23 protein-coding genes are annotated in these 22,463 nt (G+C 64.5%); 13 read left to right on the top strand and 10 right to left on the bottom strand.

The annotated features are described in order from the left end of the window. Positions 1-91: 91 nt before the first annotated feature. Entirely contained in the window at positions 92-1,321 is a 1,230-nt protein-coding gene (locus tag EB230_RS15930) for an MFS transporter (RefSeq protein WP_172373177.1), read from the bottom strand. Positions 1,322-1,499: 178 nt separating this feature from the next. Between EB230_RS15930 and EB230_RS15925 the strand changes: the two genes are divergently transcribed. After that, positions 1,500-1,790 (top strand): DUF3175 domain-containing protein, encoded by a 291-nt coding sequence (locus EB230_RS15925; protein ID WP_056571823.1) that lies wholly within the window; start codon positions 1,500-1,502, stop codon positions 1,788-1,790. 108 nt (positions 1,791-1,898) lie between these two features. Here EB230_RS15925 and EB230_RS15920 read toward each other — a convergent pair whose 3' ends face one another. Next, positions 1,899-2,675: a FadR/GntR family transcriptional regulator gene (locus EB230_RS15920; protein ID WP_056572158.1), complete on the bottom strand. Its 777-nt coding sequence runs from the start codon at positions 2,673-2,675 to the stop codon at positions 1,899-1,901. A gap of 102 nt (positions 2,676-2,777) precedes the next feature. Next, positions 2,778-3,674: an NAD(P)-dependent oxidoreductase gene (locus EB230_RS15915; RefSeq protein ID WP_056572156.1), complete on the bottom strand. Its 897-nt coding sequence runs from the start codon at positions 3,672-3,674 to the stop codon at positions 2,778-2,780. Between the two features lie 119 nt (positions 3,675-3,793). Here EB230_RS15915 and EB230_RS15910 point away from each other — a divergent pair, with 119 nt between their 5' ends. Then, positions 3,794-4,732 (top strand): NAD(P)-dependent oxidoreductase, encoded by a 939-nt coding sequence (locus EB230_RS15910; protein WP_056571819.1) that lies wholly within the window; start codon positions 3,794-3,796, stop codon positions 4,730-4,732. 20 nt (positions 4,733-4,752) lie between these two features. On the opposite strand, the gene EB230_RS15905 is transcribed toward EB230_RS15910, so the two are convergent. Both EB230_RS15905 and EB230_RS15900 read right to left on the bottom strand, forming a co-directional pair. Further along, positions 4,753-5,535 (bottom strand): FadR/GntR family transcriptional regulator, encoded by a 783-nt coding sequence (locus EB230_RS15905; protein WP_056571817.1) that lies wholly within the window; start codon positions 5,533-5,535, stop codon positions 4,753-4,755. 182 nt (positions 5,536-5,717) lie between these two features. Continuing rightward, on the bottom strand, positions 5,718-6,707 hold the full coding sequence (locus EB230_RS15900; protein WP_056571814.1) for a sugar-binding protein: 990 nt from the start codon (positions 6,705-6,707) through the stop codon (positions 5,718-5,720). 451 nt (positions 6,708-7,158) lie between these two features. Between EB230_RS15900 and EB230_RS15895 the strand changes: the two genes are divergently transcribed. The 11 genes from EB230_RS15895 to EB230_RS15845 all read left to right on the top strand — a co-directional run bounded on the left by EB230_RS15895 (position 7,159) and on the right by EB230_RS15845 (position 17,170). Then, positions 7,159-7,902 carry an ATP-binding cassette domain-containing protein gene (locus EB230_RS15895; protein ID WP_056571811.1) on the top strand — a complete coding sequence of 248 codons (744 nt, stop codon included), beginning with the start codon at positions 7,159-7,161 and terminating at the stop codon, positions 7,900-7,902. Positions 7,903-7,963: 61 nt separating this feature from the next. Continuing rightward, entirely contained in the window at positions 7,964-8,962 is a 999-nt protein-coding gene (locus EB230_RS15890; RefSeq protein ID WP_056571808.1) for an ABC transporter permease, read from the top strand. A 177-nt stretch (positions 8,963-9,139) separates the two neighbouring features. Next, positions 9,140-9,967 (top strand): AraC family transcriptional regulator, encoded by an 828-nt coding sequence (locus tag EB230_RS15885; protein WP_056571805.1) that lies wholly within the window; start codon positions 9,140-9,142, stop codon positions 9,965-9,967. A gap of 114 nt (positions 9,968-10,081) precedes the next feature. Beyond that, complete coding sequence (locus tag EB230_RS15880; RefSeq protein ID WP_056571803.1) at positions 10,082-10,525, top strand: SRPBCC family protein; 444 nt, start codon at positions 10,082-10,084, stop codon at positions 10,523-10,525. Between the two features lie 25 nt (positions 10,526-10,550). Continuing rightward, positions 10,551-11,345 (top strand): FAD binding domain-containing protein, encoded by a 795-nt coding sequence (locus EB230_RS15875; RefSeq protein ID WP_172373175.1) that lies wholly within the window; start codon positions 10,551-10,553, stop codon positions 11,343-11,345. 61 nt (positions 11,346-11,406) lie between these two features. After that, positions 11,407-11,889 (top strand): (2Fe-2S)-binding protein, encoded by a 483-nt coding sequence (locus EB230_RS15870; protein WP_056571797.1) that lies wholly within the window; start codon positions 11,407-11,409, stop codon positions 11,887-11,889. A gap of 13 nt (positions 11,890-11,902) precedes the next feature. Next, the gene (locus EB230_RS32980) at positions 11,903-13,270 is read left to right on the top strand and encodes a xanthine dehydrogenase family protein molybdopterin-binding subunit (RefSeq protein WP_056571795.1); all 1,368 of its coding nucleotides are present in this window, start codon (positions 11,903-11,905) and stop codon (positions 13,268-13,270) included. 1 nt (position 13,271) lies between these two features. Next, complete coding sequence (locus EB230_RS32975) at positions 13,272-14,276, top strand: molybdopterin cofactor-binding domain-containing protein (RefSeq protein WP_023779827.1); 1,005 nt, start codon at positions 13,272-13,274, stop codon at positions 14,274-14,276. 1 nt (position 14,277) lies between these two features. Next, the gene (locus EB230_RS15855; protein WP_172373165.1) at positions 14,278-15,159 is read left to right on the top strand and encodes a MoxR family ATPase; all 882 of its coding nucleotides are present in this window, start codon (positions 14,278-14,280) and stop codon (positions 15,157-15,159) included. Next, positions 15,156-16,283, top strand: coding sequence for a VWA domain-containing protein (locus EB230_RS15850; RefSeq protein ID WP_172373163.1), 1,128 nt, complete (start codon positions 15,156-15,158; stop codon positions 16,281-16,283). Before EB230_RS15855 ends, EB230_RS15850 begins: the two co-directional genes overlap by 4 nt. Next, a complete protein-coding gene (locus tag EB230_RS15845; protein WP_065005349.1) occupies positions 16,283-17,170 on the top strand; it encodes an amidohydrolase in 888 nt (295 codons plus the stop codon). The genes EB230_RS15850 and EB230_RS15845 overlap by 1 nt, the downstream gene beginning before the upstream one ends. Positions 17,171-17,346: 176 nt before the next feature. Here the strand turns inward: EB230_RS15845 and EB230_RS15840 are convergent, their stop codons facing one another. The 5 genes from EB230_RS15840 to EB230_RS15820 are packed head-to-tail and all read right to left on the bottom strand — an operon-like array spanning position 17,347 to position 22,380. After that, positions 17,347-18,612 carry an ABC transporter substrate-binding protein gene (locus tag EB230_RS15840; protein ID WP_172373161.1) on the bottom strand — a complete coding sequence of 422 codons (1,266 nt, stop codon included), beginning with the start codon at positions 18,610-18,612 and terminating at the stop codon, positions 17,347-17,349. 40 nt (positions 18,613-18,652) lie between these two features. Next, on the bottom strand, positions 18,653-19,483 hold the full coding sequence (locus tag EB230_RS15835) for a carbohydrate ABC transporter permease (protein WP_172373159.1): 831 nt from the start codon (positions 19,481-19,483) through the stop codon (positions 18,653-18,655). Continuing rightward, on the bottom strand, positions 19,480-20,403 hold the full coding sequence (locus tag EB230_RS15830; RefSeq protein WP_172373150.1) for a sugar ABC transporter permease: 924 nt from the start codon (positions 20,401-20,403) through the stop codon (positions 19,480-19,482). Before EB230_RS15830 ends, EB230_RS15835 begins: the two co-directional genes overlap by 4 nt. Then, entirely contained in the window at positions 20,396-21,547 is a 1,152-nt protein-coding gene (locus tag EB230_RS15825; protein WP_172373148.1) for an ABC transporter ATP-binding protein, read from the bottom strand. Before EB230_RS15825 ends, EB230_RS15830 begins: the two co-directional genes overlap by 8 nt. After that, positions 21,544-22,380 (bottom strand): metallophosphoesterase, encoded by an 837-nt coding sequence (locus EB230_RS15820; protein ID WP_172373146.1) that lies wholly within the window; start codon positions 22,378-22,380, stop codon positions 21,544-21,546. Before EB230_RS15820 ends, EB230_RS15825 begins: the two co-directional genes overlap by 4 nt. Positions 22,381-22,463: the final 83 nt, after the last annotated feature.

The raw sequence follows: 22,463 nt of genomic DNA, 5'->3' as shown, positions 1-22,463 counted from the left end.
TGATCATCTGAGCTGTCGCCATTTCACCGGCCTTACCGCACCCTTCGGCTCTGGGGTCGCGCAGTGCCCGCCTGTTGTCAAGCCGAGGTGCTCAGGCCGCTATGGCGGTCCTTTGCCTTGCCTTCCACATGAACAGCCCGATCGCCACTATGTTCAGCAGATTCCACGCGATGCCGTTGAGGAAGGCGGCGGCGTAGGAACCGGTCAGGTCGTAGATCCAACCCGACATCCAGCCGCCGATCGCCATGCCGAAGATCGTCGCCATCATGACGATGCCGATACGCTGGCCGGCCTCCTTGGCGGGCAGGTACTCGCGCACGATGATCGCATAGCAAGGCACGATGCCGCCTTGCGACAGGCCGAAGACCAGCGACACGACATAGAGCGAGGCGAGCCCGTCGAACGGAATGTAGAACAGCAGCGACAGGCACTGCAGCACCGAACCGATCAGCAGGGTTTTCGCACCGCCGATGCGATCGGCGATGAAGCCTGAGGCAAGCCGGCTGACGACGCCCGCCGCCATCATGATCGACAGCATGTCGGCGCCATGCGCCATGCCGTAGCCAAGATCCATGCAATAGGCGACGATGTGCACCTGTGGCATCGACATCGCCACGCAACAGCCGAGGCCGGCAACAACCAGCAGCGTCTGCAGCGCCGCCGGCGACATGGGAATCGGCTGCACCGGCCGGCTCCCGGGCGAGCCGGCGGCGGCCGCGTCAGGAGCACCGCGTCGCAGCAACAGCACCAGGGGCACCATGGTGACAAGGCAGAAGACACCGATCGCCGCGTAGGTGAAGCGCCAGCCTTCCGCCTTGATCAGCGTCGGCATGATGGTTGGCCAGAGCGCGCCGGCGAGATAGTTGCCGGCCGCAGCCGCTGTCACAGCGACGCCGCGCCGGCGGTTGAACCAGTGCGAGATGTCGGCGATCAGCGGCCCGAAGATCACCGACGTGCCGACACCGATCAGCACCCCCTGGGCAAGGGTGAATTGCAGGATCGAGGTCGAAAGCGCGGCGAGCAGCAGGCCGGCGGAGAGCGCCACGGAAGAGAACAGCGCCGGGATCCAATAGCCCATGCGATCGATGGCGCGGCCGACCAGGACATTGCCGGCGGCAAAGCCAATCATGGTCGCGGTGTAGGGCATCGAAGCATCTGCACGGTCGACGCCGAACTCGGCCTGCACGGCGGGCAGCACCACGACCACCGCCCACATGCCGACCGCGCCGATCGTCGCCAGCAGCATCGAGATGGCCAGCCGCATCCACGCGTAGGAACTGTCGATGCCGGCACTGGGCCGGCTCAAGTCGGTTCGGGTCAAAGGCGTTTCCTGTCGGCGGACTCGAAATCGGCTGCCGTTTTGGCCACTATCGGCACATTCCCAGCCCACAGCAGCGCCACGGCGGGCAAATCCGTGGCTCCAGAGCGGGCACGAAGGCGGGAACCGAGGCCAATGTCTGGAGTTTTCCGATCAGCGAACCCCCAAAGGAGTCCCAGCCATGACCACCGCCAGGAAGAAATGGTCGGCCGAGGTGACCGAGCACAGTGACGCGATGGATCTTGAGGATCACGTCTTCGAATCCGACGATGCCAAAAAGATCGCCGCCTCGCTCAAGCGGTCGGCCGAGCACAGCCACCGCCGCAAGGCCGAACCCTTCCAGTCAGCCATGTCGATGCTGAATTTTTACATCAATCGCGCCGGCAAGAACCTGCCGGCCGCGCGCAGACAAGTGCTTGAGCACGCCAAGGACGAACTGCGCCTGGCCTTCGGCCGCGAGAAGGAAGACTAGCGCCGGCCTATGTTGAGATTCAGGTCAGGCCGAGCCGATGGTTTTTGAGAACCGGAGCGGGCCATAAAGTGCCGTGCGCAGAGCCGGATCGCCTGAAGCTCAGCATCCCTAGCGCGACTTGATCACGTGGTCGGTGTTGGCCAGCAGCTTGCGAACCGCGGCGCGCGCCGCGTCCGGGCGTTGCAGCCGGATGTTCTTCTCGATCGCCTCATGCAGCTTTTGCACGTGGTTGAGATCATCGACTTCCCGGGTGGTGAAGGTGAACAGGTGATCGAAGGCGGATTCGATCAGCACGCCGAGCGGCACCAGAAGATCGTTGCCGGAGGCGCGCAAAATGGCAAGGTGGAAGCGTGTGTCGGCGCGGGTGCGCTCCTGCAGGCTCGCGGCCTCCCCCATCTCGCGGCAGGCCTGGCTGATCTCGGCCATCTGTTCGTCGGTCCGCCGCATCGCCGCGAAAGCGGTCGCTTCGGGCTCGATGATGTGGCGGAACTCCTGCACAGTCTTCAGGAACACCTCGCGGTCCGGCGACGTCGCGTACCAGGCGAGCACATCGCGGTCGAGCAGGTTCCAGCGTTCTTTCGGCTCCACCCAGCTGCCGATCTTGGGGCGTGAGGCAAGCAGGCTCTTGGCCATCAGCATCTTGATCGCCTCGCGCACCGCCGAGCGGCTGACGCTGAAGGTCTCCGACCATTTGGCTTCGTTGGGCAGGATGGTGCCGGGCGGATAGTCGCCGCGCACGATCCGCAGACCGATCTCGCTGGCCAGCGACGTGTGCACGCTGGCGCCGGGAATACGTGCCGCGTCGGGCCGTCGAACACCGGTCGAGCGCTCGACGGCGGCCGCCTTGTCCGGCGATTTTTCCTTGTTCGGCTTCGCGTCCCGCATACGCTTCAGAAAGGCCGGTTTGCGGAAGCTGTCAAGCACCACGGAACGGTTGCGCCGCAAAGCGCCCCGCTATGCACAGCCCAACCGCATTTGCCCGCTCGCTCAGGCCGTTTTGACGTATTTGCGCCAGCTGTGTTCCGGGCGGAAGCCGAGCATGTCGCGCGCCTTGCGGTTCGACAGCAGCGTCTCGTATTCACCGAGTTCGGCCTTGACCGGCACGCCCGGATAGAAGCGCTTCAAGAGTTCCGCCGTCGGCAGGTCGGACGAAGTATCGTCGTTGGCCGCGTTGAACACCTGGTAGCCGAGGCCGTCCTTCTCGATGGCGCGTAGCGTGATCTGGCCGAGATCGCGCGCGTCAACATAGCTCCAGGCAATGCGCTTGCGAAAACCGGGGTCGGCGAACCATTTCGGAAACAGCGAATATTCGTGCGGCTCGATGACATTGCCGATGCGCAAGGCATAGATGTCGGTGCCGTTGCGTTGCGCGAAGGCCCGCGCGGTCTTCTCGTTGACGACCTTCGACAGCGCGTAGCTGTCCATCGGATCGACATCATACGCCTCGTCGAGCGGGAAATATCTGGGATCGCGCGGCTCGTTGGCGAACACCAGGCCATAGGTTGTCTCCGAGGACGCGATGATGACCTTGCGGATGCCGAGCTTCACCGCCGCCTCGATGACATTGTAGGTGCCCATCGCATTGATGCGGAACACCTCGTTGTCGGGCGTGATCATGATGCGCGGGATGGCGGCGAAATGCACCACCGCATCCACCGGCTGCGGGCGCAGCGACGGATCGAATTCGTGCAGGCCCATATAGCTCGACAGTGCGTTGAACACCTGCCCGCTGTCGGTGATGTCGGTGATCAGCGTACGCACCTTGGGATTGTCGAGCGGCTTGGTGTCGATGTTGAGCACCTGGCAGCCGTGCTCGACAAGATATTGCACGACATGGCGCCCAGCCTTGCCGCTGCCGCCGGTGAACATGATCCGCTTCGTCATTCTGGTCTCCATGACAGGCTCTGGAATTCCCGTCTATTGTCAGACAATATTGCATTCCGCAACCACATAGGGCTAAAACGGCGGCGCAATTATCGATAATCCTGGATAGGACAGACGACATGAACACCTCCGCCGCGCGCGAGACGATCGGCTTCATCGGCCTTGGCCTGATGGGGCACGGCATTGCCAAGAACATCGTCGACAAGGGCTATCCCCTGACATTCCTTGGCCGCAAGAACCGCAAGCCGGCGGAGGACCTCCTTGGCCGAGGCGCCAGGGAAGCATCGACCTCGCGCGATGTCGCGGCGGCATCTGACATTGTCTTCATCTGCGTCACCGGGTCGCGCGAAGTGGAAGCCATCATCCGCGGCCCCGATGGCCTCAAGGAAGGCTTGAAGAAAGGTTCGGTCGTCGTCGACTGCTCGACCTCGGACCCGGTCTCGACCGTCGCGCTCGCGGCCGAACTCAACGCGCTTGGCATCGACTATGTCGACGCGCCATTGAGCCGCACGCCGAAGGAGGCCTGGGAAGGCACGCTCGATGCCATGGTCGGCGCGCCGGACGCCGTCTTTGCCAGGGTGAAACCGGTGATCGAGACCTGGGCCGGCCGCATCGTCCACATCGGCGACACCGGCGACGGCCACCGCATGAAGCTGCTCAACAACTTCATCTCGCTGGGCTATGCCGCCATCTATTCCGAAGCACTGGCCCTGGCTCAAAAGGTCGGCATCTCGCCGCCGCGTTTCGACAGCGTCATCCGTAACGGCCGCATGGATTGCGGCTTCTACCAGACCTTCATGCGCTGGACGCTGGAAGGCGACCGCGACGCCCACAAATTCACCATCGCCAACGCCTTCAAGGACCTGACCTATCTGGAGTCCATGGCGGGTGCGGCCGGCATCGCCAACCCGCTCGGCAACGCCACCAAGAATTCCTTTGCCGGCGCCCATGCCACCGGTCCGGCCGAGCAGTTCGTACCGATGCTGGCGACCCATATCGCCAAGGTCAACGGCGTCGACCTGATGCCGATGAAGGATGGCAAGAAGCAGACGATTTGAGGTTCAAACGGCCGCACGGCTCACCGCCGCCTGCTTCCAATCCCTTCATCGGTGTCGGCGAGCAGCTTGTGTACGGCATTGCGGGCCGCCGCCGGCCGTTGCAGGCGGATGTTCTTCTCGATCGCCTCATGCAGTTTCTGCGCTCGCCGCTGGTCGCCGACCTGCCGCGTGGTGAAGACGAAGAGATGGTCGAGCGCGGACTCGATCAGCACGCCGAGCGGCACCAGAAGGTCATTGCCAGAGGCCCGCAGGATGGCGAGGTGAAAGCGTGTGTCGGCGCGGATGCGTTCCGGCAGGTTGGCCGCCTCGCCCATTTCGCGGCAGGCGAGGCTGATCTCGGCCATCTGCTCGTCGCTGCGCCGCATGGCGGCAAAGGCCGACGCTTCCGGTTCGATGATATGGCGGAACTCTTGCACGGTGCGCAGGAAGGCCTCGCGGTCGGGCGCGGTCGCGTACCAGGCAAGCACGTCGCGGTCGAGCAGGTTCCAGCGCTCCTTTGGCTCGACCCAGCTGCCGATCTTGGGGCGTGACGCCAAAAGGCTCTTGGCCATAAGCATCTTGATCGCCTCGCGCACCGCCGAGCGGCTGACATTGAAGGTTTCGGCCCATTTGGCCTCGTTGGGCAGGATGCTGCCGGGCGGATAATCGCCGCGCACGATCCGCAGACCGATCTCGCTGGCGAGCGAGGCATGAACACTGGATCCGGGAAAGTGCGCCGCGTCGGCCCTGCGCATGGCCGCCGGATCGCGGCTGGCTTTCGCCTTGGCCCGGCTGGCTTTTCTTTCTGCCTTCTCGTGCGGCATCCACGTTCCAGTAGGTCGGCTGCCTGTCGCCCGGATGGGTCCGTATCTGCGTGGCGCGCCGATCCCGTTGCCGAAAATCCAAACCATGGACGCGACAAGGCCGGAGCCTGTTGCCCCTCGCCACGGCGTCTCGCTCAAGGAATTGACGGGGCGCCCGTTGGCCGAGCGCCCCGGATCGAAAACTACTTTTGGATACAGGTGTCGACCGTATCCTTGGTGCATTCGTCGAGGCCGGTGAAGACCGGATCGGCGACCTTCTTGCCCGTGATCAGGTCGATCATCACCGACGGCGCCTTGTAGCCCATTTCAAACGGCCGCTGGCCGACCAGCGCGGTGACAAGGCCATCCCTGGCGATCGCCACCTCGTCGCCGATCGTGTCGGCGGCGCCGATGACAAAGTCGTTCTTGGCCAGCCGGTCCTTCAACGGTCCAACCAGGTCGCGATAAGGCTGCGGCGCGCCGAACAGCGGCCAGCCGCCCATGATGCCGAAAGCATCGAGCTTGGGGTTGGCCGCAAGGATATCGGTCATTGCCTGCACGCCCTTGGCACCGTCGTCATTGGTGAAGACCGGGCAGCCGGCGACTTCGGTCCAGCCGCCTTCACCGGCTAGTGCCGCAAGCCCTTCCTTGCCCGTCAGGGCGTCGCGCATGCCTTGCGCGCGGCGCAGGATGTTATCGGCTGCCGGGTTGCCCTCGATGGTGCAGATCGTGCCGCCATTCGGCTTGGCCTTCTTGATGTATTCGCCGATCTTCTTGCCCATCAGGTAGTTGTCGGTACCGAGATAGGTCTTGCGAAGGGCTGCGTCCTCCTTGGCCAGGTCGGCGTCGACAGTCATGATCGGGACCGTCGGATTGGCGGTCTTGAGCGTCTGCGCGATCAGCGGCGCGTTGGACGGCGAAATCGCCACCGCCGCCGTGTCAGGCTTGCTCAGTATATCCTGAAGGATCTGGGCCTCGCCGGCCTCGTCGGAAGTCGACGCCGGACCCGTGTAGAAGCATTCATATTCCGAGCTGGCGTTTTCCTTGTTCCATTTCTCGCAGCCCTGGTGGATGGCCTCGAAGAACGGATTGTCGAGACCTTTCACCACGATGACGAGCTGCTTCTTGGCCAAGGCCGGCCCGGCGCCCAACGCCATGGCGGCGACGGCGGCGAGCAAAACTGTTTTCCTCATATCAGTCCTCCCTTGAAAAACAGACGGACACGGCGTGCCCGCCACACAGATCGGCCCCAACGCGAGATGGCAGGGCGAATGCCCATGCCGCCTGGCAAGACCGATAAGCATTTCCAGATGCGACCGGACCGGCATTGCCGGCACGATCGATGATCTCCCGCCGACCCCGCCGTCGATCATGGCCCGGGACCGGCAAATCTTCCTCCGACCCTCAGCTAATAACGGCACGCCGCCAACGTCAATTGCTATTTGTCCTACAAAACGGATTTTTCGGAACCGCCACCCACTATTCGTCTGACAAATGGTCTATTTCCTATTCATCGGACAATTGACGCCCGCACGGGCATTTGCGTAAATGACTGATATCGCTGTTTCCGGGAGGAGCTGGGAGAGCGACGCGAAAGCCGCCCCTGTCCCGGGGCATGCGGCAAGCACAGGGAGGCAAAGGCTGGTGGCGGTTCTCGAACTCACCAACATCTCGAAGCATTTCGGCGCCATCCAGGCGGTCAACGACGTGTCGCTGTCGATCGAGCCCGGCCAGGTCGTCGGCCTGATGGGCGATAACGGCGCCGGCAAGTCGACGCTGGTCAAGATGATCGCCGGCAATTTCCGGCCGAGCCATGGCGCGATGCGCATGGACGACAAGGAGCTGATCCTGCACAAGCCGGTCGAGGCGCGCCAGCACGGGATCGAGATCGTCCACCAGGACCTGGCGCTCTGCAACAATCTGACCGCGGCGGCGAACGTCTATCTCGGGCGCGAGTTGCGGCGCGGCGTCGGTCCGTTCCGCATTCTCGACTATGCGGCGATGTACAAGCGCGCCGGCCAGATCTTCGCCGAGCTCAAGTCCGAGACCCGGCCGCGCGACCTGGTCAAGCAGATGTCGGGTGGCCAACGCCAGGCGGTGGCCATCGCCCGCACCATGCTGTCGCAGGCCAAGATCGTGCTGATGGACGAACCGACGGCGGCGATCTCGGTCAGGCAGGTCGCCGAAGTGCTCAACCTGATCCGCAATCTGCGCAACCAGGGCATAGCGGTGGTGCTGATCAGCCACCGCATGCCCGACGTCTTCGACGTCGCCGATCGCGTCATCGTCATGCGGCGCGGCAGGAAGGTCGCCGACAAGACGATCGCGTCGAGTTCGCCCGAGGAAGTCACCGGGCTGATCACCGGCGCCATCGAGCAGGCGGCATGAGGGCGCAAAACCCGTATTTCACCACGCTGGCGCGCATCGCCGCCGGCAGGAAAGGTCGATAATGGCAGTCACCCTTGACCAGACGATCGCGCAGAAGCAGCACACTTTCCTGTCGCGGATATTCTCCAGCCAGACGTTCTGGGTGGTGATCGCCGTCATCCTCGCCTGCATTTTCCTGTCGTTTGCCACCGACGCCTTCGCCACCTCGAAGAACCTCTACAACATCACCCGCAACGTCACCTTCGTCGCCATCGTTGCGCTCGGCATGACCTTCGTCATCATCACCGGCGGTATCGACCTGTCGGTCGGCTCGGTGCTGTGCCTGTCGTCGATGGTGCTGGCCGTCACCATGCATGCCGGCTATTCGATCGAAATCGGCATCCTGGCTTCGATCGCCACCGCGCTTGCCATCGGCGCCTTCAACGGGGTCATGATCGCCTATCTCGGATTCCCGCCCTTCGTGGTGACGCTCGGCATGCTGTCGATTGCCCGCAGCCTGGCCATGGTCGCCTCCAACAACACCGTCGTCTTCCAGTTCGGGCCGGACCACAACAAGCTGCTGGCGTTGGGCGGCGGCGCCTGGCTGTTCGGCATCGCCAATCCGGTGCTCTACATGATCCTGCTGGCGCTTATCACCGGCTTCGTCCTGCGCTGGACCAAGTTCGGCCGCCACATCTTCGCCATCGGCGGCAACGAGCACGCTGCAACGCTGACCGGCGTGCCGGTGCGCCAGATCAAGGTCGCCGTCTACATGATCTCGGCGCTGTCGGCCGGCATTGCCGGCATCATCCAGACCGGATGGCTGGGCGCCGTCACCACCAATCTCGGCACCGGCATGGAACTGCAGGTCATCGCGGCCACCGTCATCGGCGGCGCCAACCTGGCCGGCGGCGTCGGCACCGCCTTCGGCGCCATCGTCGGCGCCGCCCTCATCGAGGTGATCCGCAACAGCCTTGGCCTGCTCGGCATCAACGCCTTCTGGCAGGGCACCTTCATCGGCGGCGCCATCCTGCTGGCGGTGCTGTTCGACCGCATCCGCAACTTCCGCCGCAGCGATTGAGAGCCGCCGCCGCCGAAGCGCTATTCGTTCCGGTTCCTATCGCTCAGTCTGAAAATCGGCCGGGGCGACCCGCCATCGGCACCGGCCGCGAGCCGATGCCTTGACGGAAACCGGAAACCGGCCGCACAATCCCGGTGCAGGCGAAGGGAGGCCAGTCGCCTGCGGGAGGATATACCCATGACGGAAGCGATCAGGCTCTACTGGGGCCGGTTCGGACATGTTTCTATCCTGAATGTCGCAAGCGACTTCGTCACCCATGCCCATGTCGAGGCACACCTGATCATCTGGCTGGAAGGCACGGCCGGCGAAATGACGATCGGCCGCGAGACGGTCAGGCTGGGACCACACACCGCCGCCGGCATCAATTCGCTGCAGCCGCACAGCCACGTCCTGTCGCAGGATGGCAGGCCGGGCCTGTTCCTGGCCTTCTACATCGATCCCGACTGGGCGCGCAGGCGCCGCGACCTGCCCTCCTCCGCGCCATTGTTTGCCCAGGCGGCGATCACGCTGGAGCCCTGGCTGCATCAGGCCGCCGCAAGCCTGCTCGACCATCTGACCGACAATGAAAGCGTCGACGACGTCGCCAATTACGAGATCGAGCGCTTCATCGACAGCGTGCTCGATGCCGCCGACGCCTCGGCGCCGCAGGACACCCGCATCCGCATCAGCACGATGCAGGACTTCCGCGTCCGCAAGGCGATCCAGTTGATGAAGGCCAATGTCTGCGAACGCATCTCGTTCGATGACGTGGCGCGCAGCGTCGGGCTGTCGCGGCCGCATTTCTTTGCCTTGTTCAAGGAACAGACCAATCTGACGCCCAACGTCTACTGGAACACGCTGCGCATGGAAGAAGCGGTGCGCCAGCTGCAGTGGTCGCAGGAGCCGCTGATCTCTGTCGCCTGCAATCTCGGCTTCACCACGCAGGGCAATTTCTCGCGCTTCTTCCGCGACCATGTCGGCGTGCCGCCGACACTCTACCGTGAGGCGGCGCGGGCAACGGCCTGAGCTCCAGCCGCTTGTTTTTCAGACTCCTTGATACGCGCTCAAGACGCATTGATAAGCGTCACCCGGGTCAGCCCCCTACCCTTGCCGCAACGCTCATTCGCAAGGGAACATCATATGGCCAAGGTCACCATCTCCAGCGTCATCGACGCGCCGGTCGAAAAAGTCTGGGCGCGCATACGCGACTTCAACGACCTGCCGGGCTGGCACCCGCGCATGGTCGAAAGCCATATCGAGGATGGCAAGGACGCCGCCGCGATCGGCTGCGTGCGCAACTTCCAGCTCGCCAGCGGCGCGCGCATCCGTGAAAAACTGCTCGACTTCTCCGACGACAATTTCCTCGTCAGCTATTCCATCCTGGAAACGCCGCAGCCGCTCACCAACCACAAGGCGACGCTGCAGCTTCGGCGCGTCACCGATGGCGACCGCACCTATGCCGAGTGGACAGCCAGCTTCGACGCCGCCCCGGAGGATGCGGACAAGCTGGCCGAGGGCATGGGCGCCAATGTCTTCCAGGGCGGCTTCAACGCCCTGAAGAGCCACTTTGCCGGCCAGAGCTGAATCGGGCTGAGAACAGGAGTGTTCCATGGCGCTTGCCCTCCAGACATTCCCGACCGTGAAGGACGCCAATGCGGCGCTGAAGACGGCCGGTACCCGCTATCTCGGTGGCGGCACACTCGTGGTCCGCGCGGCCAATGAAGGCGATGTCTCGGTCTCCGGCCTTGTCAGGTCGACCGACCCGACCCTGTCGGCCATCACGGTCGCCGATGGCAAGATCCGCATCGGCGCCTCGGTGACCATGGCGGCGATCGCGCGACATCCGGAACTCGGCACGCTCGCCAAGGCCGCGCGCGCCGTAGGCGGCCCGGCGGTGCGCAACATGGCGACCGTCGGCGGCAATCTGTTCGCGCCCGCCCCCTACGGCGATTTCGCCGTTGCCTTGCTGGCGCTCGACGCCACGGTCGGCACCGATGACGGCGAATTGCCGATCGAGACTTTCCTGACCGGGCGTGACGAAAGCCGCGCCATCGTCACGTCGGTCGGCTTCACGCTGCCGAAGGCCGACGGCTTCCGCTTCCTGAAAATATCGCGGATCAAGCCCAAGGGCGTCTCGGTGCTGAGCATCGCCATCGTTCTGGAGCAGGCCGCGGACGGCACCGTTTCCTCGGCTCGGATCGCGCTTGGCTGCATGGCCGATCGGCCAGTGCGTGCCAGGGCGGCGGAAGAGGCGCTCAAGGGAAAGACGCTTGACCGGAACGGCATCGCACCGGCACTGGCCGCCGCCGCCGAAGGCACCACGCCCATCACCGATCCGATCGCCAGCGCCTGGTATCGCGCCGAAGTGCTGCCGGTCCATCTCGGCCGGCTGTTGCTGACTTGAAATCACGAGTTGGGGAGCGCGCGTCTGTCCGATCCTTCGGGCGGACGCGCAAGGAGGAAACATGGCGAAGGTCCCGGTTCAATTCACGCTCAACGGCTTCGAAAAAGCCGAATTCATCGACAGTGGCACGACGCTGCTCAACGCCTTGCGCGACAAGATCGGCGACACCTCGCCGAAGGGCGGCTGCCACCAGGGCACGTGCGGTGCCTGCTCCGTCATCATCGACGGCGAGCTCCGGCTGTCCTGCCTGACCTTGGCTGAAACTTGCAACGGAACAGCCATCACCACGACATCGGGCCTCGCCGAGGGCGGCGTCCTGCATCCGCTGCAGCGCGCATTCCTCGACACGTTCGCCACGCAATGCGGCTTCTGCACGCCGGGCATGATCATGGCGGCCAAGGTGCTGCTCGACCACACGCCCAACCCCACCCGCGACGACGTGGTCGAGGCGCTGTCGGGCAATATCTGCCGCTGCACCGGCTACGAGCCGATCATCCAGGCGGTGCTGACGGCCGCGCGCTCCAATTCGCAGAACGCCGCCTGAGGGGATCAAGAGAATGGAACTGCGCAAGAACTACTTCGCCGATGTCCGCAAGGACGATCTGCATGAGATCGGCCAGCCCCGGCCCCGTTCGGATTCGCCCGGCCATGTCACCGGCAAGACAGCCTTTTTCGCCGACCGCAACTTTCCCGGCATGCTGCACCTGAAGATGGTGCGCAGCCCGCACCACCACGCCCGCATCCGCTCGATCGACACGTCCGAGGCTGAGAAGCATCCAGGTGTGGTCAAGGTGCTGACCGCCAAGGACGTGCCGCACAATGTCTACACCATCCTGATCCTGATCCAGATCGGCCCCGAGGACGAGACCGTGCTGGCCGACGGCAAGGTGCGCTGGAAGGGCGAGGCCGTGGTTGCGGTGCTGGCCGAGACGGAGCGCGCCGCGCAGGAAGCCGCGGCGAAGGTCAAGGTCGACTATGAAGTGCTGCCGGCCGTCTTCGACATGGAGGAAGCGCTGAAGCCCGGCGCGCCCTTGGTCAACGAATATCACGGCCAGAACTACTATCTCTATGACAGCGGCGAGTGCCGCAAGGTACGCTTCGGTGATGTCGAGGCCGGCTTCGCCGGCGCCGACCACATCTTGGAACAGAGCTATCAGTCCTCGCCGATCGAGCATGCGCCGACCGAGACCACCGGTTGTGTTGTGGCGCCCGAAGGCAACGACCGCTTCACCTGCTACACCAACACGCAGGCGATGTTCTTCACCCTCGACAACACGTCGATCATCCTGCAGATGCCGGGCTCGAAGCTGCATTTCGTCGGCGGCACGGTCGGCGGCGGTTTTGGCGGCAAGGTCGACGTCATCGTCGAGCCGATCGCCATCCTCGGCGCCAAGCTGACCGGACGACCGGTCTGTTTCATCTACAGCCGCGAGGAAGAGATGCAGATCTCGTCACCCCGTGCGGCCGAAAAGGTGGTCATCAAGGACGGCGTGATGAAGGACGGCCGCATCGTCGCGCGCAAGGTCACTGGTTATACCGATGCCGGCGCCTATTCGCGTCACTCGCCCTATGGCGCGCAGAAGGGTGCCGGCCACTATCCCGGCCCCTACACCATCCCGAATGTGTGGATCGACACCTACTGCGTCTACACCAACCGCACGCCGTCGTCGGCCATGCGCGGCTTCGGCGTCACCATCGGCGACTTCGCGCTGGAGGTGCAGATGGACAAGCTGGCGCGGCTGATCGGCATGGACCCGCTCGAATTCCGCTTCATCAACGCCTATCGCGACGGCGACATGAAGGCGCATCGCCAGCCGACGGAAGGGGCAGCGCTCATCGAGTGCATGCAGGAAGCCTCGCGCGCCGCCAACTGGCCGGTGGCGGAGAAATACATGGCGATGTCGTCCTACGTGAAGGGAGCTTGAGATGGCGATCAGGCGCGGACGCGGCGTCGCCGCGATCAACTATCCCACCGGCATGAATCTCGGCGGCGATCCGACCCAGGCGCTGGTCCACTCGACGCCGACCGGCAATTTCATGGTGACGCTATCCTCGGTCGATCTCGGCCAGGGCATGAAGCAGATCATGGCGCAGATCTGTGCCGAAACCATTGGCGTGCCGACCGACCGCGTCGTCGTCGACACCGCCGACACCGACACCGGCCCGCATTGCATGGGCACCTTCGCCTCGCGCGGCACGCATCGCGCCGGCAACGCCGTCATCCAGGCCGCGAAAGAAGCGCGCCAGGTGATGCTGGAAGTGGCGGCGGAAGAACTGGAGGTCAACGCTTCCGACCTCGAGACCGACGGCCAGGGCAACATACTGGTCAAGGGCGCGCCGCAGAAATCGATCTCGATCTTCGACGTCGCGCTGTCGGCACATTTCAAGCGCGGGCGCTCGATCTCGGGCCGCGGCATGTTCCTGATCCCGCGCTCCTATCCCGAGAAGGAAACCGGCGCGATGAAACCGTCGACCTGCTACGCGCATGCCTGCACGGTGGCCGAGGTCGAGGTCGATGACGAGACCGGCGAGGTCACCGTGCTGACAGTCAAGAACGTCTTCGAGATCGGCCGCGCGCTGAACCCGAAGATGGTCGAGCAGCAGCTGGTCGGCGGCTCCTGGATGGGCATCAGCCACGCGCTCTACGAGACGACAGAGCCCTATTACCCCAACCGCGATCATGGCGGCACCGACTTCAACCAGTATCTGATGCCGGGGCCAGGCGACCTCGCCGAGACCGAGATCATCGTTCTGGAGCGGCCCTCGGCGGACGGGCCCTACGGCGCCAAGGGGCCGGGCGAAATGTGCGCCAATCCGCAGATACCGGCGGTCGCCAATGCCGTCTTCGACGCCGTCGGCGTGCGCATCGACACGCTGCCGATCACGCCGGAGCGCATCCTGCGCGCGCTCAAGGCGCAAGCGGCGAACTGACATGCCCGAGGTGAACGCCGAGACTGTCGCGACCTCGCCGGAGGCGGTGGCGTCGCATCTCGCCACCTCGCGCTATCTGGCCGACGACAGCCTGGCCACCGCCATCTTCCTGGCGATCCGGCTCGGCAAGCCGCTGCTGCTCGAAGGCGCGCCGGGCGTCGGCAAGACCGAGGCCGCGAAGGCTGTCGCCGAGCTGCTCGGCCGCGATCTGGTGCGCCTGCAATGCTATGAAGGCGTCGACGCCGCGCATGCGCTCTACGAATGGAACTACCAGCGCCAGCTGCTCGCCATCCGCCATTCCGGCGAACACGAAATCGACATTTACGACGACCGCTTCCTGATCGCCCGGCCGCTGCTGCAGGTGTTGCGGGCACCGGAGCAGCGCGTACTGCTGGTCGACGAGATCGACCGTTCGGATCATGAATTCGAGGCGCTGCTGCTCGAATTCCTCTCCGATTTCCAGATCAGCATCCCCGAGCGCGGCACCATCCGTGCCGGCGCGCAGCCGATCGTCATCCTGACCTCCAACCGCACCCGCGAACTTGCCGAGGCATTGCGACGACGCTGCGTCTATCACTGGATCGGTTATCCCGATGCCGAGCGCGAAGCCGCCATCATCTTGCTGCGCGCCGGCGATGTCGCTGAGGCCACCGCGCGCGCCGTTGCGGCAGCCGTGCAGACCATCCGCGCCCGCCCGCTGGCCAAGCCGCCCGGCATCGCCGAGGCCGTCGAATGGGCCAATGCCGCCACCATCCTCGAAAAAGGCGGCAGCCCCTGGCCGGAAGCCTTCCGCCGCGCCATCGGCGTGCTGATCAAGGACGAGGAGGATCTGTCCTACATCGCGCCTGAGCTTGGCCGGATTGTCGAGGAGGCGCTTGCATGAGCGCGTTGCCCAACGCCGCTACGCCCTTCCTCGGCTTCGGCCGCCTGCTGCGCCGCTACGGCTTCGCCATCGCCCCCGAACAAGTCTCCGGCTTCATGCAGGCGGTCACACTGCTCGGACCACGCTCGATGGCCGACATCCGCGAGGCCGCCCTTGCCACGCTGGCGCCGCCGCCCGATCGCCGCGACGAATTCGAAGCGCATTTCCAGAGCCATTTCTACGGCAGCACGTCAGCCGTGGTCGAAGGTGACGCGGAAGAGGAAACCCGCATCAAGGATGATGGCGGCGCTGACGACCAGCGGATCGAAGCCGAGCACAACCAGGAAGGCGGCGAACTGTCCTCGGCCCTGGAGCAATTGAGCACCCGCGATTTTCAGCGCGACGACGACAGACTGACCGCCTTTCAACGCAAGCTGCCGTCCGCCCTGCCCGCCCGCCGCTCCTTCCGCACCGTGCGCACCCCTTCGCGCGGCAAGCTCGACCTGCGCCGCTCGCTGCGCGAAATCGTCAGCGCCGATGGCGACGTGCCCTCACCGCTGCTGCGCCGCCGCCAGACCGTGCCACGCAAGCTGCTGCTCTTGATAGACGTCTCCGGCTCGATGAAGCTGCACACGGCGGACTATCTCAAGCTCGCGCACGCCATCGTGCAAGGCGCCGACCGCGCCGAGATCTTCACCTTCGGCACGCGGCTCACCCGCATCACCACGGCATTGCGCATCCGCGACCGCGACCAGGCGCTGGCGCGCGCGGCGGCCCAGGTCGACGACTGGGACGGCGGCACCCGCATGGGACCGACACTGCTCGCCTTCCTCTCCGTTCCGCGCTTTTCGTCCTTTGCCCGCGGTGCGGCGGTCGTTGTCCTGTCGGACGCTCTGGAACGTGGCGACCATGCCGAGCTGGAGACGGCCATACGCAGGCTGAGCGCCCGTGCCTTCCGGCTGTCGCTGGCAACACCCTTGGCCGGCGACCCGCGCTTCCGCCCGGTGACGGCGGCACTGCGCGCCATCCTGCCTGACCTCGACGACCTCATCGACGGCTCGTCGTTGACCAGCCTCATCGATTTCATCCTGTCGCTCGCCCGTCCCGCCCCCGCGGCATCGACAATCTGGAAGAGGGTTTCCTGATGCAAAAAGCCATCGACGCGCATTTCCACATTTGGCGCCAGAAGGACCAACCCTGGCTGGTCGGGCCGATGGTGCCGCGCATCTTCGGCCCTTACGAGCCGATCCGCCGCGACTATCCGATCGGCGAATTCCTCGACGACCAGAAGGGATCAGGCGTCGAGAAGGCCGTCTATGTCCAGACCAACTGGGCGAAGGAGGATTTCGAGAAAGAGGTCGCCTTCCTGCAGAAGACAGCGGGTGAAACCGGCTGGCCGCACGCAATCGTCGGCTATGCCGACATGACGGTGGATGACGTCAGGCCCCAGATCGACCGGCTGATGAAGTACAAACTGCTGCGCGGCGTGCGCATGCAACTGCACTGGCACGAAACGCCGGCCTTCCGCTTCGCCGCTTCGGCCGACCAGGTCATCGATCCCAAGGTGCGCGCCAACGTCGCGAGGCTGAGGGACTATGGCCTGTCCTTCGACCTGCAGCTTTTCCCCGCCCAGATGAAGGACGGGCTGACGCTGGTCGGTGAGAATCCCGATACCAGCTTCATCCTCACCCATGCCGGCATGCTGACCGGCACGGATCAGGAAACCACCGAGGCCTGGAAGGCGGGGCTGCGCACGCTCTCGGCGGCACCCAATCTCTACGCCAAGCTCTCCGGCCTCGGCACCTTCGTCCACCGCAACGATCCGGCGCTGATCGCCTATATCGTCGACAACGCGATCGATATCCTGGGCTCCGATCATCTGATGTTCGGTTCCAACTTCCCGATCGAGAAGCTCTGGACCAGCCACGCCGAGCTGATCAAGGCGCACCGTGACGCGGTGGCGAAGCACGGCGCGACCGCCGAGGCCGATATCTTCTGGAACACGGCGGAGCGGGTTTACCGGCCAGTGTAGCACTCTCTTCCTTCCCCCCTTGTGGGGGAAGGTGAATCGGCGCGCAGCGCCGAGACGGATGAGGGGTGTTCCAGCGAAGTGAGACGTTGGCGTTCCCTGGAGCACCCCTCATCCGACCTCGCTTCGCGAGGCCACCTTCTCCCACAAGGGGAGAAGGTAAGTCCCCGCCTAAGCCCTTACTGCGTCGGCAGCATGCCTTCGACGTCGCTGGCCGCGTCCGTGAGCGCTTCCTTGGGCGAGGCCGACTGGTCGATGATGCGCGACAGATTGTCGACGATCGTCTGCGTGACCTTCACCCCGTTGGTGCCCGGGAAGGCGTACCACGGAACCATCAGCGGCATCTGGCTGAGCCCGGCCTGGAACAGCGGGTTCTTCTTGTAGAAATCGCCGAGATAGTCTGACGATTTCGCTGCCAGCTCGTTGTTGGGGACATAGCCGGTGCCCGGCACGACGACGGAAGCGCCATAGGGGCCGGCGGCGAATTTCGCGAACTTCCAGGCAGCCTCCTGCTTGGACGTATCCTTGGTCAGGATGACCACGGCGTTGCCGCCGGTCGGCAGACGGCCGTTGACCGGATCGATCAGCGGGATCTTGGCGGTGCGCAGCGTGAACTTGTCGCCGACATTCTTGATGGTGTTGACCAGCGCACCGGTGGTCTGGAATTCGAAGCCGACCTTGCCGGCCGCGAAAGCCTGCTCGCCCGCCGGCTTGGTGAAGACCGGCATGCCGCCCTCCTTCACCATCCGTTCCAGGATCTCCACCGCCTTCTCGCCTTCGGGTCCGTTGAAGGCGACCTTGCTTTCGTCCTCGTTCAGCATCTTGCCACCGGCGCCGAACAGCAGCGCCGAGAACATCCAGTCATCGCCCTGCCAGCGGAAGTCGATGCCGTCGACACCATTGCCGAGCGCCTTGATCTTGCCGCCGAGCGCGATCACCTCGTCCCAGGTCTTAGGCGGATTGTCCGGATCGCCGCCGGCCGCCTTCACCAGGTCGGCATTGTAATACATGATCGGGTTGGAGGTGGCGAAGGCCAGGCCGACCTGCTTGCCGTTGACCTGCGCCAGCTTCAGGATCGTGTCGGAGAAGCCGAGCTCCGCCATGTTGCCTTCCTTCTTGACCAACGGGCCGAGATCGACGGCGACGTCGCGTTCGTTCAGCATGCGCAGGCGGTTGAGGCCGATGAAGGTGATGTCGGGCATCTCGTCGGTGCCGGCCTGGCGAAGAATGGTCTGGATGCCTTCTTCATAGGTCGCCGACGGGCTGGCGAACTGGATCTTGATATCGGGGTTTTCCTCCATGAACTTCTTCGAGATCGTGTCCATCACGTTCTTGAAGAAGCCGGGCATCGGGTAGTGAACCGTCAGCGTCGTCTCGGCATAGGCCGGAATGGCCGTCGCCAGCGACACCGCCGCCGCGGCGAAAATCCTGGAAAAATGCTTCATTGCTCGTGCTCCTTGTTGGCCCAGTCAGTTGTTGGCAAGCTCAGCCTTTGAGACCGGTCATGGTGATGCCCTCGACGAAACGCTTCTGCGCCAGCAGGAAGGCGGCGACGAGAGGAAGGGTGATGATCAGCGTGGCGGCCATCAGCGCGCCGTAGTCGTCGCCGGCCTCGGCGGCGCGGAAATACATCAGGCCGAGCGGCGGTGTGGCGTAAGCCTGCTTGCTGACGACGATCAGCGGCCAGTAGAGATCGTTCCAGTGCGCGACGACGGAAAAGATCGCAAAGGCCGTGACCGCCGGCCACGCATTGGGGACGATGACGCGGGCGACGATGCCGAGTTCGGACATGCCGTCGAGCCGTGCCGCGTGCAGCAGGTCGTCGGGCATGGCGCGGAAGAACTGCAGGAACATGAAGATCGCGAACACCGATATGGTGAAAGGCGCGACCAGCGAGGTGTAGCTGTTGAGCAGCGACATCCTGTCGAAGGTGACATAGAGCGGCAGCGCCGTCGCGTGGATCGGGACCAGCAGGCCGAGCATGACCAGCACCATCATCAGCCGCGCGGCCCGGAACTTCAGCTTGGCCATCGCATAGGCGCACGGAATCGCCACCACGACCTGGAAGAAGAAGATCAGGCCGCACACGACAACGCCGTTCCACAGCAGTGTCGCCATCGGCACCTTGGCAAACGCCTTGGCGAAATTCTCGGCGAAGTAGAAATGCCGCGGAACGAGCGACAGCGACGAGGTGAAGATATCGCTCTGCGTCTTGCCCGCTGTCGAGATCATGAAGATGTAGGGCGCAAGGATCATCAGCGCGCCGAGCGAAAGCAGCGCGAAGCGGATGACGCGGCCGGCCGGAACGCTGCTCATGTGTAGTGCACCCGCCGGTCGAGGACGCGGTATTGCAGCAGCATCAGCACGACCAGGATCGCGAGGAAGACGACCGTCATCGCCGAGGCGTAGCCGACGCGCAGATAGACGAAACCTTCCTGGTAAATAGTGAAAAGCAGCACTTCGGAGGCCTTGTTGGGGCCGCCATCGGTCAGCATCTTCACCGTTTCGAAAACCTTCACCGCATTGGTGATGCTGATGGTGACGACGAACAGCGTCGTCGGCCCGAGCATCGGCCAGGTGACGAGGAAGAACCGGTCGAGCGCCGATTTCGCGCCGTCGACGTAAGCGGCGGCATAGAGTTCGCGCGGGATCGCCGTCAGGCCCGCCAGGAACAGCACCATGTTGAAGCCGACCGACTGCCAGATGCCGATGATCGACAGGCTGTAAAGCACGGTGTTCGACGCGCCGAGCCAGTTCGGGCCGGGAATGCCGGCTAGCGAAAGCAGCGCGTTGAGCGGCCCGATCGTCGGGTGGAAGATGTATTGCCAGACGGTCGCCATGGCGACGATCAGCGAGGCGACCGGCAGGAAATAGACGGTGCGGAAAAAGCCGCGCGCCCGGCCCTCGCCTTCGATCAGCAGGGCAACGCCCAGGCCAAGCACGATCGAGACCGGCGCGACAATGGCCGTATAGACCGAGGTGTTCCACAACGACCGGCGGAAGGTGCGGTCGTTCAGGAGATGTGCGTAATTCTCGAAGCCGACGAAGCGGAACTTGCCGTAGCCGAGCTCGAAATCGGTGAAGCCGAGAAAGATGACGGCAGCCACCGGCAACAGCACGAACAGCAGCAACAGCACGATGGCCGGCGCCGCCAGCAGCCAGGCGGTCCGGTCCTCGCTGCGCGCGCGCAGCGCCGCCGCGCTCCGGACATTGCCGGCCAGCGCAACGCTAGACATAGGCCGGCTCCTGCCGCGCGCCCGCCGCGATGCGCAGCCGCTTTCCCTCCGGCCCGAAGACCATCGCCTGTTCAGGGGCCAGAAGGATGCCCACCTTCATTCCGGCAATCAGGTCCCTCGCCTCGTGCGGCGCCAGCTTGGCGACGATGATGTCGCCGGAGGCGTCGAGGCGGCAATGGGCAATGACTTCCGAGCCGAGGAATTCGAGGCGCTCGATCCGTCCGGCAAGGCCGCTCCTGCCGCTGGGGGAAAGTCTTACGAATTCGGGCCGGATGCCGAGACTGACCGGCCCGGTCGCAACCTTTTCCAGCAGGGCCAGCCGGATGCCCTCGAAGCCGACACGGCCGCTTTCGGCCTGTGCTTGGATGATGTTGATCCTCGGTTGGCCGACGAAGCGCGCGACCTCGATATGGGCGGGATCGTTGTAGATCACGTCGGGCGCGGCGAGTTGCAGCAGATTGCCGCCGATCATCACCGCCACACGGTCAGCCATCGAAAGCGCCTCGGCCTGGTCGTGCGTCACATAGAGCGTCGGCACGCCGGCGCGGCGGTGCAGTTCGACGATCTCGCCGCGGGCATGGACGCGCAGATTGGCATCGAGATTGGAGAGCGGCTCGTCCATCAGGAAGATGCTGGGATGGCGCACCATCGCACGCGCCAAGGCGACACGCTGCCGCTGGCCGCCGGACATCTGCCCCGGCTTGCGGTCAAGCAGATGATCGATCTTCAGCAGACCCGCCATCTCGCGCACATCGCGCGCAATGCCGGTGCGGATCTCTTTCTGGCCGGGCAGCAGCGAGCCAACGAGCGGCAGGCGCTGCGACCGGCTCAGCCGCTTCATGGCAAGCGGCACGGCGATATTCTGGCCGGCCGTCAGATGCGGATAGAGCGCGTAGGACTGGAACACCATGGCGATGTTGCGGTCGGCCGCGGCAACCGGCGACATGTCCCTGTCGCCGACGAAGATCTCGCCGCTGTCCGCATGGTCGAGCCCCGCCAGGATGCGCAGCAAGGTGCTCTTGCCGCATCCGGAGGGACCGACAAGCGCGATGAACTCGCCGGGCTCCACATCAAGGCTGATGCCGTTCAGAATGGCATTGCCGCCAAACGACTTTTTGACGCCGCGAAGCGAAAGCGCGCTCATGACGCGACCTTCTTGCGAACCTTGTGCGCCTCGTGCGGATAGACCTCCTCGACTACGTCATCCAGGACATGGGCCGTCATGCCCGGGATGGCGACGATCTCGCTGGCGACCGTGTCGCCGAATTGATGCACAACGGCGCCAAGCAGCCGCTCGCCCGGCATATCACGCTCCATGTCGCCGACGACGAAGGCCGCCGACGGACCCCATACAAGCGACGTGTTTTCATATTCGCCCTGCCATGCCCGGTGCAGGTGACCACTGGCGAACAGCGCGACATCGTGGGCGCCGATCAGGTCATAAAGACGCTGCCGCTGCGCCGGCCTGACACTCCAGTAACCCGTGTCGCCCTCGCCGGGCTCGTCGATGAAGAGCGGCTTGTGGGCAAAGAGCGCGACGCGCCGGCCGGCGCGGCTTTCCAGTGCGGTCCGCAGCCATTCGAACTGCGCCTCTTCCTCGGCATCGTCAAAACCCATCAGCAGGCTGTCGAGCCCGATGAGACGCCAGGTGCCGGTGTCCTCCATCCAGTAGTCGGGGCCAACCAGCCGGCGCCAGCGCTCGAGGCGTCCGGCATTGACCGGCTGCAGCGAGCCGGGCAGATGGCCGACATCGTGATTGCCGGGCACCAGCAGCATCGGCTTCGGGATCTCCCGCATCAGATCCATGCAGAAGGCGATGTCGTCGTCCCGGTCGGCACCGTCGACGCTGAGGTCGCCCGTGTGGATGACAAGGTCGGCGCCGCTCTGCTCGATCCAGGCGGCCAGCGGCTGCCAATTGCCGTTGAAGTGCGGTTTGGTCGGGCTGAAATGGGTGTCTGTGATCTGAACGATTTTCATGTCGGCTCCAGCATGCGAGCCGAGCCCCCCGGCGAGCGGCATCGCATGGGGCTTCCTTAGTGCCGTTCCATGTCACTTCCTTA

Origin of the sequence: Mesorhizobium sp. NZP2234, assembly GCF_013170765.1 — a bacterium.
Classification (GTDB): Bacteria; Pseudomonadota; Alphaproteobacteria; order Rhizobiales; family Rhizobiaceae; genus Mesorhizobium; species Mesorhizobium loti_D.
Note: the sequence above shows the minus strand (reverse complement) of the source record. Positions and strands in the feature narration are given on the sequence as shown.